At 42.3% G+C, this 15,339-nt stretch carries 15 protein-coding genes and 1 pseudogene; 12 read left to right on the forward strand and 4 right to left on the reverse strand.

The window, feature by feature from the left end; genetic code table 11:
• From AB5170_RS13665 to AB5170_RS13675, 3 genes are all read right to left on the reverse strand, one after another.
• On the reverse strand, window positions 1-191 hold a 191-nt coding region (locus AB5170_RS13665), incomplete at its 3' end, for a metalloregulator ArsR/SmtB family transcription factor (RefSeq protein ID WP_195379850.1).
• A 357-nt stretch (window positions 192-548) separates the two neighbouring features.
• Entirely contained in the window at window positions 549-1,379 is an 831-nt protein-coding gene (gene eutJ, locus AB5170_RS13670; RefSeq protein WP_173772019.1) for an ethanolamine utilization protein EutJ, read from the reverse strand.
• A gap of 159 nt (window positions 1,380-1,538) precedes the next feature.
• Window positions 1,539-2,030 carry a hypothetical protein gene (locus tag AB5170_RS13675; RefSeq protein WP_173717345.1) on the reverse strand — a complete coding sequence of 164 codons (492 nt, stop codon included), beginning with the start codon at window positions 2,028-2,030 and terminating at the stop codon, window positions 1,539-1,541.
• A gap of 6 nt (window positions 2,031-2,036) precedes the next feature.
• Here AB5170_RS13675 and AB5170_RS13680 point away from each other — a divergent pair, with 6 nt between their 5' ends.
• The 6 genes from AB5170_RS13680 (at window position 2,037) to AB5170_RS13705 (ending at window position 6,935) form a co-directional block, all read left to right on the forward strand.
• Complete coding sequence (locus AB5170_RS13680) at window positions 2,037-2,570, forward strand: TetR/AcrR family transcriptional regulator (protein ID WP_173772017.1); 534 nt, start codon at window positions 2,037-2,039, stop codon at window positions 2,568-2,570.
• A gap of 897 nt (window positions 2,571-3,467) precedes the next feature.
• Window positions 3,468-3,947 (forward strand): pyridoxamine 5'-phosphate oxidase family protein, encoded by a 480-nt coding sequence (locus tag AB5170_RS13685; RefSeq protein ID WP_173772015.1) that lies wholly within the window; start codon window positions 3,468-3,470, stop codon window positions 3,945-3,947.
• 44 nt (window positions 3,948-3,991) lie between these two features.
• Window positions 3,992-4,924, forward strand: a complete 933-nt coding sequence (locus tag AB5170_RS13690; protein WP_173717344.1) for a DUF1848 domain-containing protein — start codon at window positions 3,992-3,994, stop codon at window positions 4,922-4,924.
• Window positions 4,925-4,986: 62 nt separating this feature from the next.
• Complete coding sequence (locus AB5170_RS13695) at window positions 4,987-5,643, forward strand: thymidine kinase (RefSeq protein WP_173718908.1); 657 nt, start codon at window positions 4,987-4,989, stop codon at window positions 5,641-5,643.
• A 25-nt stretch (window positions 5,644-5,668) separates the two neighbouring features.
• Window positions 5,669-6,067, forward strand: coding sequence for an arsenate reductase ArsC (locus AB5170_RS13700; protein ID WP_173718909.1), 399 nt, complete (start codon window positions 5,669-5,671; stop codon window positions 6,065-6,067).
• A gap of 304 nt (window positions 6,068-6,371) precedes the next feature.
• A complete protein-coding gene (locus tag AB5170_RS13705; protein ID WP_306467748.1) occupies window positions 6,372-6,935 on the forward strand; it encodes a hypothetical protein in 564 nt (187 codons plus the stop codon).
• 157 nt (window positions 6,936-7,092) lie between these two features.
• Here AB5170_RS13705 and AB5170_RS13710 read toward each other — a convergent pair.
• Window positions 7,093-7,982 (reverse strand): annotated as a pseudogene (locus AB5170_RS13710) (transposase).
• 691 nt (window positions 7,983-8,673) lie between these two features.
• Here AB5170_RS13710 and AB5170_RS13715 point away from each other — a divergent pair.
• From AB5170_RS13715 to AB5170_RS13740, 6 genes are read left to right on the forward strand one after another with little or no spacing between them, the layout of a single operon-like run.
• Window positions 8,674-8,838, forward strand: a complete 165-nt coding sequence (locus tag AB5170_RS13715) for a hypothetical protein (protein WP_173717341.1) — start codon at window positions 8,674-8,676, stop codon at window positions 8,836-8,838.
• Between the two features lie 20 nt (window positions 8,839-8,858).
• A complete protein-coding gene (locus AB5170_RS13720; protein ID WP_148462062.1) occupies window positions 8,859-9,161 on the forward strand; it encodes an STAS domain-containing protein in 303 nt (100 codons plus the stop codon).
• 27 nt (window positions 9,162-9,188) lie between these two features.
• Window positions 9,189-10,913, forward strand: a complete 1,725-nt coding sequence (locus AB5170_RS13725; protein ID WP_148462063.1) for a GH3 auxin-responsive promoter family protein — start codon at window positions 9,189-9,191, stop codon at window positions 10,911-10,913.
• Window positions 10,914-10,948: 35 nt separating this feature from the next.
• The gene (locus AB5170_RS13730; RefSeq protein ID WP_148462064.1) at window positions 10,949-11,818 is read left to right on the forward strand and encodes a RimK family alpha-L-glutamate ligase; all 870 of its coding nucleotides are present in this window, start codon (window positions 10,949-10,951) and stop codon (window positions 11,816-11,818) included.
• Entirely contained in the window at window positions 11,815-13,557 is a 1,743-nt protein-coding gene (locus AB5170_RS13735; RefSeq protein WP_173717340.1) for an ABC transporter ATP-binding protein, read from the forward strand. Before AB5170_RS13730 ends, AB5170_RS13735 begins: the two co-directional genes overlap by 4 nt.
• A complete protein-coding gene (locus AB5170_RS13740; RefSeq protein WP_148462065.1) occupies window positions 13,554-15,338 on the forward strand; it encodes an ABC transporter ATP-binding protein in 1,785 nt (594 codons plus the stop codon). The genes AB5170_RS13735 and AB5170_RS13740 overlap by 4 nt, the downstream gene beginning before the upstream one ends.
• Window position 15,339: the final 1 nt, after the last annotated feature.

The raw sequence follows: 15,339 nt of genomic DNA on the forward strand, positions 1-15,339 counted from the left end.
AACTTTCCTTCTCTTTGGTTTCGGATCAAATCAGCTTCCTTCAATATTGCCAGATGTCTTGATATGGATGCTCCCGTTACTGAAAAATGTGCGCATATTTCTCCGGCTGAAAGCCGCCCATTCTTCAATAAGTTCAAAATCTCACGTCGTATTGGATCTGCCAGTGCTTTTAATGTATCCTGTATACCCAAAAATTCATCACACCCCTTTATTTAACATTTAACCTAATTGTTAAACGTATTATAATGCAAGGGATATCATGTGTCAAGAACCAGTTACTTCAAAAAACTGCCTGGGTAGCAAATAAAGACAGAAGCATGGTTTTCCCTGTTCTGCAGAAACAGATCTGTTTGATGCCGCCATCCTTGCCCATCCGGAGAAGATTATTGTCAAACGTCTCCTGAAAAGTGAATGCCTGGCAGGGCGTGAGCCATACTAGAAAACTGAAATTCACTTATTTGCAACATAAAAGCTCTATCGTATTTTGAAGCACCAAAAATCTAACTTTTGGACAGATCAAAATACGATAGAGCTTTTTGTTATTAGAATCAGTGAGCTTTTTGTGGAAGCTGGCAGTTATAAGCGATTCCAAGCGGTGTGACCAAAAGGGGATGAACCGGCCGGTAAACTGGAAGGTTCAGCTTCTTCTCAAACACGCTGGTAAATTCCTGAAAGCTTGCAGAGCCGCCTACCACATAAACTGCAGGTATCTCATAGCCTTTTAGAAATTTCTCGGTAATGGATGCCATTTTTTCAACCGTTGCCTTAATAACCGGAAAAATTTCCTTCTCTTTTTCCGGAGTGGTCTTCAGAACCTCTGCCTCTTCGTAGGGAATCCGGTAATGACCGGCAACTGTCATCGTCATATGGCTGCCCCCAGTTGCCTCGTCATCCGTATAGATTACCTTGCCATCCTTGAGGATGCTGATGCCGGTTGTGCCGCCGCCCACATCTACAACTGCACCGTCGGTAATCTTTAATACAGCAGCGGCCGCAGTAGGTTCGTCAACAATGTTGGTTACTTCGAAACCGGCACCTTCCAATACATATCCAATGCTCTTCACACTGCCTTCTGAAACTCCCGGAGGAATGGCAGCAGCGGCATAGAGAAGCTCCGTGCCCAGCTTTTCTTCCAGTTCTTCTTTTAATTTTGTAACCAGCTGAACAGATTCGTAATAATTCACAATAACACCGTCACGGATTGCATGGGAGGGTGCAGAGACACCGGCAATAGGACGATTCGTACTATCTACAACTGCAAGAACCGTGTTCGCAGTACCAAGATCCACGCCTACCTTCAAACGCCCTCTGAATTTTTTACATTCACCAGTGCGTACCAGTTCTGCAAAATTTGATAAAGTTCTGTTTTTTAGTTCCATATCCGAACACTCCATTTCTAATAAATCTGGAAGCTGTGAATCAGTGTACTGATACATTCATATTTTGCAGTGATTCGCAGCGATAATGTATTTATTATATATGAAAAAAGGCGAAAAAACAATAATTTTGCCCGGAATATGGCTCATTGCCGGCGTAAATTAAAATGGCAAAGTAAGCTGATCCAGTAGCTTTAAACAGTCCTCCTTTGAATATACCATAGGACTTCCTGGCAGTGACTGAACGAAATCCTGAAAGATCCGGCACAATGATTCGTCTGAAATATGAATATTACAACAATATGTGCCAAATAAAAAAGCGTTTGTCGGGTAAATATTAATCTTGTTTTGCGCACTGACAGAAATGGACAGATAGTCAGGAAGTTTCAGCTGTGTCGGGCGGGTGATAAGGCCACAAATATTATCCTTTGCAATATCTGACCGCAGCTGCCTGAGCATGGCAAGAATGTCTTCGTGCTCAAGAGGAGGTACAAACTGAGGCGGTAAATCTACAATAACATTGCTGTTGAAAAGATCCAGCAGCCCTTTTTCCGTGAATATAGAGTAGTACCGCATAGAATTTTGCCTGAGTACAGAAAAATGCCTTTCCACCAATGCAAGCATATCCTGATACGGAACATTACTGCTTCGCATATACTTGTGAATACCTTGCTGCTTACCCTGGTCAAAACAATGTTTGGAAGCCAGTTTGATAAGGCGGAGAAATTATTAGGGGAAACTCCGGATCCGTTGCTTGTCTATGGAGTAGAAGTTTCGATACAGATGTACATAGCCGAATTGTCAGAACCGTTGAGGGAATTATATGTGGTAGGATATTCTCTTCCTACTACTTCAGAATATATTTATATGAGCACGGCGCAGAAGATTCAGCATATTTTTTCACAATATATAAAAGAAGCAGAATTGAAAGATTTTTATGAAATGGACATTGCCTCTGCCGGAATCACCAGAGGATTTATGGCAAAAAAATGCGACCTCTATTTTACCATGGAGAATAAATTAAGAAGATTACTGAAATGCTGCTTTACCTTATATAAAGTACCGGAAGCCAAACAAGAGGAAGTAATAGGTCAGATCTTAAAAATGGATCTGAAACCAATTGCAGAGAAAATCATAGAAGACACAGTAAGAAAAGCAGAAGAAGGATTTGAAGCAGTTTTGGCAGAAAAGTAAATATTTTGAAAATTATATAAGTATAAAAGGACTGACAAAAACCTGTCAGAAGTAGCAGCGACCTGCACAGAAGATGGATTAACGGAAGTAAGATACTGTGAAATCTGCGGTGCAGTATTTGCAGCACAGAAAGCAGTGAAGGCAACAGGCCATAAAGAAGTAATAGACAAAGAAATAAATGCCACGTATTTTACTCTTTAAGGATCCTGAACCTGAGGAAATTAATGGATTTAAAGACATTACAGAAGCTGTAAACTTTTTAGATATAATTATCCAGTGTGACGGACAATCAATAAATAATAAAGAGCATTTCTGCTTCACTCATAGAACAATTGAACCACATGAGGAGCGACGTGTTGAATATAGCGATGGAAGAACCGAAATGGGATGCTTTAAGTGCGAGACATGCTCCTGGAGAAGAACTATTCGGTATATAAATGAACCATCGTGGTATGCAGATTAAAGATATCCGGGGCACAAATTGTCATGTTGTTCATATCTGTAAGGAAATTTACAGAAATTAAGGGGCTGGAAACAGTCCCTTTTCAAATATTTTTGGAAAGTTACAGGGAAAACATATGGATAAAGTTTTGAAAAACTGTGCGTCGCATTCTCGTTACTTCAGTGATGAGCTAGGCGCACTATTTTTTGAAAATAAGCAGAACAAATGTTTGTAAATTCTATTTGCATATGGTACAATTCATTAGGAAAGTATCAGATTCAGAGCAAACAAAAAGAGCAATTCTGAGAAAAACTGGAACTGCTCTGAATGTGATTCTTTCCAATTGAATTGTCTGGTAATCTATATAGATGAAAAATGGAGTTTGCCTTAATCAAAATGTAATCTAAAAAATGAGATTCCATTGAAAAGCAAAATAATTGGCAGGAGGATATCTTATGTTTCGCGAGATGAGAAGATTTAAGCAACAGGTTTCACAAGATGAATGTAAAAAAATATTAAAAGATGAAAAAAGAGCTGCTTTTTCTGTAATTGGTGATGAAGGGTATCCCTATACCATTCCAATTAATTTTTACTATGAAGAGGCTGATCATACGATTTATTTTCATGGAGCCAGAGAAGGACACAAGATGGATGCAATCCAGAAATGTAATAAAGTGTGTCTGACAACCTGGAACCAGGGTTTCAAAAAAGAAGGGCACTGGGAGTGGAATGCCACAAGTGTTGTTGTGTTTGGAAAAGCAGAACTTATCACAGATATCAAGATTATAGAAGACCGTCTTCGAAAACTGGCAGAAAAATATTACCCTACAGTAGAAGAAGTAGAAAAAGAAATGAATGGTTCTGCAAGAAGCCGTGTCCAGCTATTTGCAATCAGAATTGAGCATATGACAGGGAAGCTTGTAAATGAGAAATAATATGTAAGAGAGTTTGCTGACATAAAAAAGAAGGGAACACATTTATGATTATTCAGACCGGTATGCGGACGGATATCCCGGCGTTTTATTCGGAATGGCTGTGTAACCGGATAAAAGAGGGCTACGTGATGGTTCGGAATCCATATCAGCCGCAGCAGGTAACAAGATATACCTTTTCGCCTTCTGTGGTAGATCTGATTGCGTTCTGCTCGAAAAATCCGGCGCCTATGCTTTCACACATGGATTTACTGAAAACATATGGAATGTACTGGTTCGTTACCATTACCCCTTATGGAAAAGAAATAGAGCCTCTGGTTCCAGATGTAGAAGCGGTAATAGATACATTTCGGCAACTGGCTGAGATTACAGGACCGGATTCCATGGGATGGCGTTATGACCCTATATTCCTGAATGAGACTTATACGCCAGAGGTCCATATCCAAAAGTTTACACAGATCGCACAGGCCCTTGAGGGCTATACCCATACCTGCGTGATCAGTTTCATCGACCTGTACCAGAAAGTGAGAAGAAATTTTCCGGAAGCCCAAGCTGTACCAAAAGAAAAACGTCTGTCACTTGGGAAAACCATGATACAGATAGCCGCGGCACATGGAATGAAAGTATATCCCTGTGGAGAAGGAACAGAATTAGCCTGTTATGGGGCAGATTGCAATGGCTGTATGACACAGGAAACATACGAAAAAGCCCTCCATACCACGCTGGATATACCGAAAAAGCAGCCACTACGGAAAGAATGTGCCTGTTTTATGGGAAATGATATTGGAGCATATAATACCTGCCTTCATGGATGCAAATATTGTTATGCTAATTACGATACCAAAACGGTTCGTCAGAATTATGCTTTGCATGATCCGAAATCCCCGTTTTTGATTGGAAATTTAAAAGCGGATGATAAAATACATCAGGCGGATCAGAAAAGCTGGATCGACGGACAACTGGTTCTGAAATTTGATTGATAGAAGGAAAAGCTATATGGAAAAGCTTTTGAAAGAACACTGAGCATAAGGAGAGTCTGAAAATGGCAAAATTATATTTCCGCTACGGAGCAATGGGAAGCTCGAAATCAGCAAACATACTAATGGTCCGTTATAACTACGAAGAGCGCGGTCAGTATGCCGTTTTGTTAAAACCAAGAACAGACAGCCGGGATGGAGAACGCAAGATCCAGTCTCGTATGGGATTATCTGCTTCAGCAGAATACGTGGATGAATTTTTAAAAGAGATCTCTACGATCTGGAAAAAAGAAAATACAGAATACCGGTATCAGGGAAAGAAAGTGGATGCAGTTCTGGTGGATGAAGCGCAGTTCCTTTCGGAAGCGGAAATAGACACTTTGTCCGACCTTGTGGATTTTTATAATATTCCAGTGATCTGCTATGGACTGCGCACCGATTTCCGCAACCGCTTATTTCCTGGCTCCAGACGTCTGATGGAGATTGCAGATGTCATTGAGGAAGTACCGACTGTCTGTTGGTGTGGAAAACGTGCACAGTGTAATACCCGGTATGCAAATGGAGAAATTGTACGGGAGGGTGCGCAGATCATGCTTGGCTCCAATGAAAGCTATGTGGCGCTTTGCCGGAAGCACTACAAAGAAGGAAAATTATGGAAAGAAGCTGGAGCAGAAAATGAAACGAGCACCAGGAGGAACTGTAAAATTATGGAAAAGGAGTAAGATATAAGAGAAAGGGGACTCTTCTATGAGTAAGAAAAAGGCAGCTTTTATCTGTGTCCATAATTCATGCCGCAGCCAGATAGCAGAAGCATTTGGAAAGCATCTGGCATCTGATATATTTGAAAGCTATTCTGCCGGCACAGAGACAAAACCGCAGATCAATCAGGATGCAGTCCGGATTATGAAAACGTCATATGGAATAGATATGGAAGCAGATGGTCAGTACAGCAAACTGATTCGCGATATTCCAACTCCTGATATCGTGATTTCCATGGGATGCAATGTAGGGTGTCCGTTTATTGACAGGCCTTTTGACGATAACTGGGGACTGGAAGATCCAACGGGAAAAAACGATGAGGCGTTTAAATTAGTTATAGAAGAAATCAGGAAGAAAATCCTTGAATTAAAGAAGAATGCGTCTTGATAACTTGCAAAACGATATTTTGATAGGAACAGATAGATGAAGCATGCTTGATAATCTGGATACCAAGACGTCTGCCAATAATCATGGAAAGGTGTGGAATACCAGAAGAAATCATATCACATGGAGGCTGTATGTGGGTCTGCACATTACCAGATCGCTGCGTACTGGTCCAGAGTTTTGAACAAGCCTGCGATTAAAGCGTATCAGGCATCCAGACGTGGGATTGTTCTGACAGCAAATTATACTGCTACGCAAAAGGGGGTAAAGAAGTGCCTGTCCGGATCTGGTTGTTGTTCCGCCCAGAATGGAGCTTTATCTACAGTTTTCTTCCATGCTGCAGGAGATTTATGGAGAGTATACCGATCTGGTGGAGCCTTATGGATGTGATGAAGCGTGGCTGGATGTGACTGGAAGTACCGCCTTAAAAGGGGATGAAAAAAAGATTGCAGATGAGATTAGAAGCCGTGTAAAAAAGGAATTGGGGATCACAGTCAGTATCGGGATTTCGTGGAATAAGATTTTTGCTAAGCTTGGAAGCGATTATAAAAAACCAGATGCGATCACCCAATTTCATAAAGAAAATTACCAGAGTATCGTCTGGAATCTTCCTGCAGCTAACCTTTTGTATGTCGGAAGATCTACCAGAACGATGTTAAACCGTTATGGGATCAAAACCATTGGGAAAATTGCAACGTCAGATCCAGATTTCCTGGAACGACTGTTCGGGAAGATGGGACTGGTCTTATATTCCTTTGCAAATGGCTGGGATGATTCTCCTGTTGAACCAGAAGGCTATGCGGCTCCCATTAAGTCCATTGGTAACAGTACCACCACACCAAGAGACTTAGCAACTAACCTGAATCCGTGAAGTTCATTCTTTAAGAGAACCAATCTTCCAAAGGTAAGTTTGTTTCATGATGTGAGCATACTTCTGTGGCTTTTTCTGTATCAGCACCGGGAACAAAAGCAGTCACTGGGCAAAAAAGGGTACACGAAATAAGCCTGCTATAAAATTGCTTTGTTACTTATGAGTTTGTGACAGCATATTTCTGACAGATATCAGAAAATATATGTCGCCAGATGTTGCTTCTTCCGAGGCCGGTTATCAACTGGCGTGCATGCATGGTTATATGTCCTGCCATCATAATCAGGTTGCTGATAACTGTGCGTAAACGACGGCGTTTAACATCCCTCTTCTGACGGGGTGCCCGTCCTCCAATTGTGCCCTGACCGATCATACGGAGAATGTTATATGCGATCATCCCTAATTCGAGTATCAGTGCATTGGTCGCGAACTTTCCGGATGGAAGCCGCTCCAGATCCATGTCTGTTTTTACCTCACTATGAAACTGCTCACATTCCCCATGGGCATGATACAGACTGATGATTTCCTCATCCGGGTCACCAAGGTTTGTCCACCAGGCTTCAACTTCAATATCGGGAACAAGGTTGAACTGACCATACTTATCAATGGTTCGCTCTGTAATCTCGTATCCGGCACGGAGTGTATACTCTGTATTGAACTGCTTACTGGTAACGGTTTTCCAGTCACTGCCTATATAGACGGTTTTTCCGTCTCTGGGACTGGTTACATTCCGGCAATACTGCTTTGCCATTTCAAACCAGTCATCCGTGCTTTCTCGGCGAAGTTTTCGCTTGATAATGAAAAAGCTTCAAAGTAAGGTTTGCCCATGCAAAGCATTCCAAGGTAAGTGAGTACAATATCACCATTTTTAATCTGATGCTGAGACCGATTGGATGTCACGTCCATGCGATTGAGTTTTTTGATGAAATCGCTTTTCCCAAGGAGGGCGCCAACAACAGCCAGACCGCTGGCTGGGATAATACGTTCATTTGTAAACTCAACAATAATGTTCTTATTGGTGTTCAGTGTGATTCGGTGGTTGTTATTCATGGTAAAAGACTCCAATCCATAGATTTTGTTATGTCTATTTTACCACAGACTGCTTTCACCTGGTGGGTGAATAACAATATTGGAAAAAAATATTGCAAAAGCATGAAACTATAGGGTTTAAGGAGTATGTGAGGAAATCAACTTCACGGATTCAGGAAAAACCAATAAAGCAGACAATAGATAATATTCTCAGTAACGCAGCCAAAAGTAGAATGTCTCCATGACAGCAGAATATAATAAATTAATTCTAAAAATAAAGGGAGCTCTTTAATGAAGCAAAAACCCTTATTGATCAGCCTGTTAATTTCTCTGGGAACCGGAGTGATTGCAGGCTTTCTTACTTTTAAAAGTATGGAACAATACTAGAATGAGCCGCCTAATAATTGTGAAAATCAAAATTCAGTAATACGGAATATAGAAAATCAGGAAGTTAATCTTTTATCAAAAGAAGAGCTTTGCAAACGGCAAAATCAAATCAGATGAATGTCTTTTTACACTATATTTTGACTATTCACGCAAAAATATAGACAGAGAAACTAGATTTAAATAATATATATAATATAGATATAAAAACAGTTAAAAGAAGAAAGGAGAAAAAATAGAGAAAGCATGTTTGCTATCTTTTGTATTGCTGTTCAGTACTTTAAGTCAAAGTATTGTAGCAACAACCGTGTATGCAGGCAATATTCTTATGATGGAACAAGATTCAGAATTACCTGTAAAAGAAGATCAAGCAGATATTACGGATCAGGATCATCAAGAGAAAAATACTGATACAGAAAACACAAATTCAGATAAAGAACAGGGAACTGAAGAAAGCACGGATTCAGATAAAATAGTTACCGCATATGTATAAAATACAAGGGGGTTAAATCAATGAAATTTGATGTTAAAACACAGGGAAAGAAAATGGAGGTTGCTTTGGAAGGAAGAATGGACTCTGCAACAGCACCGGGATTTGAGAAGGAGATTTTCCAAAAGCTTGATGGAGTTACTGAGCTTGTTCTGGACTTTACCGATCTTGCGTATCTTTCCAGTGCCGGATTAAGAGTTCTTTTATCCTGTCAGAAGAAAATGAATGCAGCAAAGGGAAGTATGGTTGTAAAGCATGTCAATGAAATTATTATGGAAGTATTTGAAGCAACCGGATTTGACAGTATTTTGACAGTCGAACAATAAAAGACAGATGAAAATGGGGAAAAGAATATGACAATTGAAGAGAGAAAATTAACACCTGCCGGACAGGGGAATCTGCAACAGATCAAATTGGGAATACCGGTAGTGGAAGCATTGAATCGGATGGCAGAGGATCCCATGGGGGAAAATGAAAAGCTGCTTTTAAGGATTCTGGAACAAAATAAGGATACGGAATATGGAAGGAAATATGGCTTTGCGAATATTCATTCCATAGAAGAATACCAGAAGAAGGTTCCGGTCAGTGTATACGATGATTATGCAGGCTATATTTTAAGAATGAGTGAGGATGGGGAGGAGAATCTGATTACCTCCGGTAAGGTTGTACATTATAACAAGTCTTCAGGAACGGTTGGAAATCCCAAGCGTATACCGTTGACGGAAGAGGCTTTTCAGGTTTTTCAGAAGTATAATGGTCCCTACCGTATGGGTCTGGTCGCAAAAGAACTCGGAGAAGACTGGATCAACGGACGGAATATGTCCATTGCGGAATCCATTGCAGAGATCCAGCACGTGAAAAGCGGTGTTACTTATGGGGCTTTGTCAGTAAAAATGATCGGTGAATTCCGCCCTTACCTCGGAATGAGTTTTACATCTCCCGATGAAGCAATTTATCCGGAATCGGAAACCAACACCAGATATCTGCATGCACGTTTCGGACTGATGGACCAGGATCTTACGAATATGGCAGCGAACTTTCTTGGATTTTTACTGGAAGTATTGCGTTATATGGAACAGCATTGGGAGCTTCTGGTTAATGATATTGAACAGGGAACGATTGATCTGGGTATTAAAATGTCAGAGGAAGTCCGTTCCAGTCTCTTAAAGAAAATTCAGCCCATGCCGGAGAGAGCGCAGGAACTGAGGGGAATTTTCATGCAGGGGTTTGAGGAACCGATTGTACCGAAGCTGTGGCCTCATGCACAGTTCCTTACCGGTGTCGGTTCCGGTGGATTTAAGGTTTATGCTGATAAGATCAAAGAGAAATATATGGGAGAAAAAATAGCCCGTTATTTTACCGGAATTAATGCATCTGAAGGCATGATCAGTGTCCCGTACCGGTTAAATGATGAGAAGAGCGTGCCGGTTCCGGACAGTATGTTCTATGAATTTCTGCCGACAGACGCAGATGATGATTTCTCCAAAATAGTAACGATAGATCAGCTTGAGACAGGTAAAGAATATGAAGTGATTGTTACGAATCTTTCCGGTTTTTACCGGTATCGTATGCGTGATGCGGTAAAGATTGCAGGAAAATATAAGAATCTGCCGATTCTGGAATTCATCGGACGTATTGATCAGACAGTCAGTATTATGGGGGAGAAGACAACAGAAGTGGCACTCAGGACTGCCGCAGAGGATACAGCAAAGCAGCTTGGCTTTGACATGATTGATTTTACAGTATATCCGGATGTTGAACATGTTCCTCCACGTTATACTTATTTTATGGAAATCGAAAGCCTTCCGGAGGGGATGAAAGCAAAGGAAATCCGTTTTTTTCTGGAGAGGAATCTTGCTAAGGCCAATCCGTCCATGGGAGATAAGGTGGCAAAAGGAATCTGTGCGCCAACTAAGTTAAATATCTTAGAGCCGGAGACATATAGCTTATACCGTGATCTGATGATAATGAAGGGAATTGCGCCGGCACAGCTGAAGCCTGTGCACATCATCCGGAATGAACTGCAGCGGAAATTCTTTTTCAGTCAGACAGAATACGGGGTGGAGCTTGTAAAATAAATGGAAGGACTTTGTGAAAATAAAAGGAGAAGCCTATGAAAATTTTAGCTTTAGTAGCAAGCCAGGACAGTACTGTGGAAGATGTTAAGACAAATGGAAGAAGGCAGATGCAGGCACTGATAGGTAAAGATAAGGAAGTGCTTTTCTGCGAATATTCCACGATTGAAATTTGCAGGAACGGGGAACTTGTGATCACCTGTCTGGGCGAAAAAATGGAAAAGCCGGATTATTTCTGGCCACTACTTGGATCCACGGATGGATTTATTCTGGAGAATATGCTTCAGGATGCGGGAATTCCATCTATTTTAAATCTGCGTGAGCTTCAGGTCGCAAGAAGTAAGATTGCAACTTATCAGAGATTTGCACAGAATGGAATACGGGTGCCTGATACGATGGTGTTTTTCAAAGATTCTGATCCCGAAACACTGTCTGGTCGTTTTGGTTATCCATTTGTTGTGAAGCCGGACAGTGGATTTGGCGGGATTGGTGTAGAACTGATCCATAACGGCCAGGAGCTTAAGGATTACTTTGCAACTCTTTCCTATGGACAGGCTTATGTGGCACAGGAATATATTGCTACTTCCAAAGGAAGAGACATCCGTGTTGTTGTTCTCCATGGCAGATATTATTTTTCGATGGAGCGCCATGCATCGAATCCTGATGAATTCCGTTCGAATGTACATGTGGGTGGAACTACACAGGAGAAGACTCTTACCGAAGAAGAAAAGGTATTCTGTGAAAAGGTGGCGTCCATATTTGATCTTCCGATTATCGGACTGGATCTTATGATTGGTGATGGAGAGTATGTGCTGGCAGAGGTAAATGCATTTCCGGGTATGCCGGGGCGTAAGATGATGGATGCATATGCTTCCGTTATTGATGATTTTATGGAGGGACAGGCATGACCGGATTTTTGCGAAGAGTATTAAGCCCATACAGGGGACTTTTGATACTGGTCATTTTACTGCAGCTTGGTCAGTCCTTTTTAACCATGTATCTGCCAACAATCAATTCCAGAGTGATCGATTATGGTGTGGCGAATGCGGATGCTGCATATATCATGCATCAGGGAATTCTCATGCTGGGAATAGCTCTTATCCAGTTACTGCTATCAACCTTGGCTGGTATTTTCGGAGCAAAGGTGGCACTGATGACCGGACGGGATTTGAGGGAGCAGGTTTATGAGAAGCTGATACATTTTTCACGCAGGATGATCGGAAGCATGGGAGCTCCTACGCTGATTACAAGGGCAACAAACGATGTACAGCAGGTAATCCAGTTTATTACGTTCTTATTTACCGCGATTATCGCAGCACCGATGATGTTTATCGGAGGTCTTGTGCTTGCCTTGTCCCAAAGCGTGAAGCTTTCGGTGGTATTGCTTGTGACGATACCTCTGCTGCTTGGGGTTTCTGTGGTATTTTTAAAGCTGATCCTTCCTTATTATAGAGAACAGCAGACGAAAATAGATGAGATGAATACCGTACTCAGGGATCAGATTTCCGGTATCCGTGTGGTAAAGGCCTTTACGAAGGAACAAGGCGAGAAGGAACGCTTTGAACGGATTAACGGAGATCTTTCAAGGATTAATACCAGCATCGGTAAGATTACAGGGCTGATGCAGCCAATCTTTACCCTGACAATGAGCTTTGCCAATATTTCGCTGATCTGGCTTGGCGGCCGTATGGCGGGGAACGGTCAGGTACAGATTGGACAGGTGATCGGCTTCGTAACCTACATATCCTTTATTCTGACAGCAACCCTGATGGCTTCCATGATTTTTATTATGCTGCCAAGAGCCGAGGTATCGGTTACACGTATTGAAGAGATTTTAAACAGTGAAAGTGAAATTCAGGACAGAGAGGATGCTTTTTTGCCAGAGCAGTTCCGGGGAGAAATATGTTTTGAACATGTGACGTATTCCTATGCACCGGATAATGAGCAGGTGGAGCCTGTATTGAAGGACATTTCCTTCTGCGCACAGCCGGGTAAAACGACGGCGATTATCGGATCTACCGGATGTGGTAAGACTACCTTGCTTGATATGATTCCACGTCTTGCAGATGTGACAGAGGGGACGGTCTTCGTAGATGGCATGGATGTCCGGAAGCTGTTAAGGCATGAGCTTGATCAGGCAATCGGCATGGTTCCGCAGAAGGCTTTCCTGTTTTCGGGGACGCTGGAGGACAATCTGCGGGATGGAAAACCGGATGCAACACAGGAAGAACTCTGGGAGGCTCTTTCGATTGCGCAGGCAAAGGAATTCGTGGAGAAAAACGAACGTGGTCTTAAGATGAAGATTTCCGAAGGGGGAACAAACTTTTCGGGCGGGCAGCGGCAGCGGCTTGCAATCGCAAGAGCAATTGTCCGCAGACCCTCCATCTATTTGTTTGATGATTCGTTCTCTGCACTGGATTACCGGACAGACCAGGAGCTGCGAAGAGCACTGAAGCCGGTTACACAGAATGCGGCTGTGATTATTGTTGCACAGAGAATCAGTACCATTAAGGATGCTGACCAGATCCTTGTGATGAATCAGGGACGTATTGAAGCGGTTGGAACACATGAAGAACTCATGCAAAGCAGCCGGACTTATCAGGAAATTGTGGCTTCCCAGCCCACAGATAAGGAGGTGGCATCATGAGTACAAAGCAGAAAAAGACCATACAAAAGGGGTCTTTCAAGCGGCTGTTAAAGCTCTTCTTCTTTAAAAATAAGATGCTGACCGCTCTTATGCTGTTCAGTATTATTATTTCAGCGGTTGCTACAGCGCTGGGACCGCAGTATCTGGGGTATGCAACGGATTCCATTGTACAGGATATGTCAAACCCGGTAAGCAGTAACATTCACTGGGACCGGTTTTTCTTCTGGGCAGGGATATCGAGTGTGATTTTTCTGATCCAGTTCGTATCGAAATGGCTGTCCGCATGGTTTTCCACACGGATCATCTCTGATACGGCGAAAGAATTGCGCAGTCAGGTAGAGACAAAGCTATGGTCGCTGCCATTAAATTATTTTGATACAAACAGTCACGGAGATATCATGAGCCGGACCACAAATGATATTGATAATGTGGTCACGACTCTGAATTCTTCCGGTGCAGATACGATTTACAGTATTTTCCAGCTGGTCGGGATGATTGTCATGATGACTGCAATTAACTGGAGGCTGGCATTGATCACTGTGATCATTATTCCGGTCTCGGGCTGGATTGTGACCCTGATTTCCAGGTTTGTGCGTAAGGAATATCAGAAGCAGTGGTATTATACCGGAATGATTAACAGTAATGTGGAAGAGAGTGTGAACGGACACAATATTGTGAAGCTTTATGGTCAGGAAGAGAAGTTCGTGGAAGCTTTCAGGAAGCAGAATCGTCTGCTGTATGAATCTTCCTTCAAAGCTATGGCCGTATCGAACCTGATTCAACCATTGTCCCGGTTCTTTACGAATCTGAATTATGTGATTGTGGCATTGGGAGGTGCTTTACGGGTAATATCCGGACAGATGACGGTCGGAGATGTGCAGGCATTTATTCAGTATACCAGACAGTTTCAGACACCCTTTTCCAAGCTGTCCCAGGCGTATTCTTCACTGCAGTCCGGAATAGCGTCTCTTGACCGGATCTATGAGCTGTTAGATAGTGAAGATCAGGCTGAAGAAAAACCGGAAGCCAGAGAGAGCTACCGGTTGCAGGGAAAGATCGATTTCCGGGATGTGAGCTTTTCTTATGTACCTGAGAGGAAGCTGATTGAACATATGAACCTTGTTGTAGAACCGGGCCAGATGGTCGCTATTGTTGGAGGAACTGGTGCCGGCAAGACAACACTTGTAAATCTGATTGAACGATTTTATGAAGTAAACATTGGAGAAATTATTTTTGATGACAAAGTAGAAATTCACGACCTTACAAGAGCATGCCTGCGGGAGAACATTGCAATGGTTCTGCAGGACACCTGGGTGTATAAAGGAACGATCGGAGACAATCTGAAATATGGTTTGAAACGGGAAATCACGGAAGAAGAATTCCGGAATGCATGCCGGGAGACCTTCGTGGATCAGTTTGTAAGTACACTGCCTGATGGTTATCAGACTGTAATTTCCAATGAAATGTCAAGCCTTTCTGCCGGAGAAAAGCAGTTGTTGACGATCTGCAGGGCATTTCTTGTGAAACCGAATATTCTCATTTTGGATGAGGCAACAAGTTCTGTAGATACCAGAACCGAAGCCATGATTGATCAGGCACTTGATAAGCTGCGGGAGGGACGGACAAGCTTTGTCATTGCCCACCGTCTGTCCACAATTCGCAATGCAGACGTAATCCTGGTTATGGAGAACGGGCATATCGTGGAGCAGGGCAGCCACAAAGAGCTATTAGCACAAAACGGAGCCTATGCCAGATTATATCAGGCACAGTTTGAATCATAGA

The sequence above is a fragment of the Ruminococcus sp. RTP21484sp1_RTP21281st1_A8_RTP21281_210402 genome (assembly GCF_040914025.1).
Lineage (GTDB): Bacteria > Bacillota > Clostridia > Lachnospirales > Lachnospiraceae > Blautia_A > Blautia_A faecis.

Bases quoted from the DNA above. Each gene is read 5' to 3' on its own strand.
- eutJ (WP_173772019.1), bottom strand. From the start codon at position 1,379: ATGGAACTAAAAAACAGAACTTTATCAAATTTTGCAGAACTGGTACGC.
- AB5170_RS13675 (WP_173717345.1), bottom strand. From the start codon at position 2,030: ATGCGAAGCAGTAATGTTCCGTATCAGGATATGCTTGCATTGGTGGAA.
- AB5170_RS13685 (WP_173772015.1), top strand. From the start codon at position 3,468: ATGTTTCGCGAGATGAGAAGATTTAAGCAACAGGTTTCACAAGATGAA.
- AB5170_RS13690 (WP_173717344.1), top strand. From the start codon at position 3,992: ATGATTATTCAGACCGGTATGCGGACGGATATCCCGGCGTTTTATTCG.
- AB5170_RS13695 (WP_173718908.1), top strand. From the start codon at position 4,987: ATGGCAAAATTATATTTCCGCTACGGAGCAATGGGAAGCTCGAAATCA.
- AB5170_RS13700 (WP_173718909.1), top strand. From the start codon at position 5,669: ATGAGTAAGAAAAAGGCAGCTTTTATCTGTGTCCATAATTCATGCCGC.
- AB5170_RS13705 (WP_306467748.1), top strand. From the start codon at position 6,372: ATGGAGCTTTATCTACAGTTTTCTTCCATGCTGCAGGAGATTTATGGA.
- AB5170_RS13715 (WP_173717341.1), top strand. From the start codon at position 8,674: ATGATGGAACAAGATTCAGAATTACCTGTAAAAGAAGATCAAGCAGAT.
- AB5170_RS13720 (WP_148462062.1), top strand. From the start codon at position 8,859: ATGAAATTTGATGTTAAAACACAGGGAAAGAAAATGGAGGTTGCTTTG.
- AB5170_RS13725 (WP_148462063.1), top strand. From the start codon at position 9,189: ATGACAATTGAAGAGAGAAAATTAACACCTGCCGGACAGGGGAATCTG.
- AB5170_RS13730 (WP_148462064.1), top strand. From the start codon at position 10,949: ATGAAAATTTTAGCTTTAGTAGCAAGCCAGGACAGTACTGTGGAAGAT.
- AB5170_RS13735 (WP_173717340.1), top strand. From the start codon at position 11,815: ATGACCGGATTTTTGCGAAGAGTATTAAGCCCATACAGGGGACTTTTG.
- AB5170_RS13740 (WP_148462065.1), top strand. From the start codon at position 13,554: ATGAGTACAAAGCAGAAAAAGACCATACAAAAGGGGTCTTTCAAGCGG.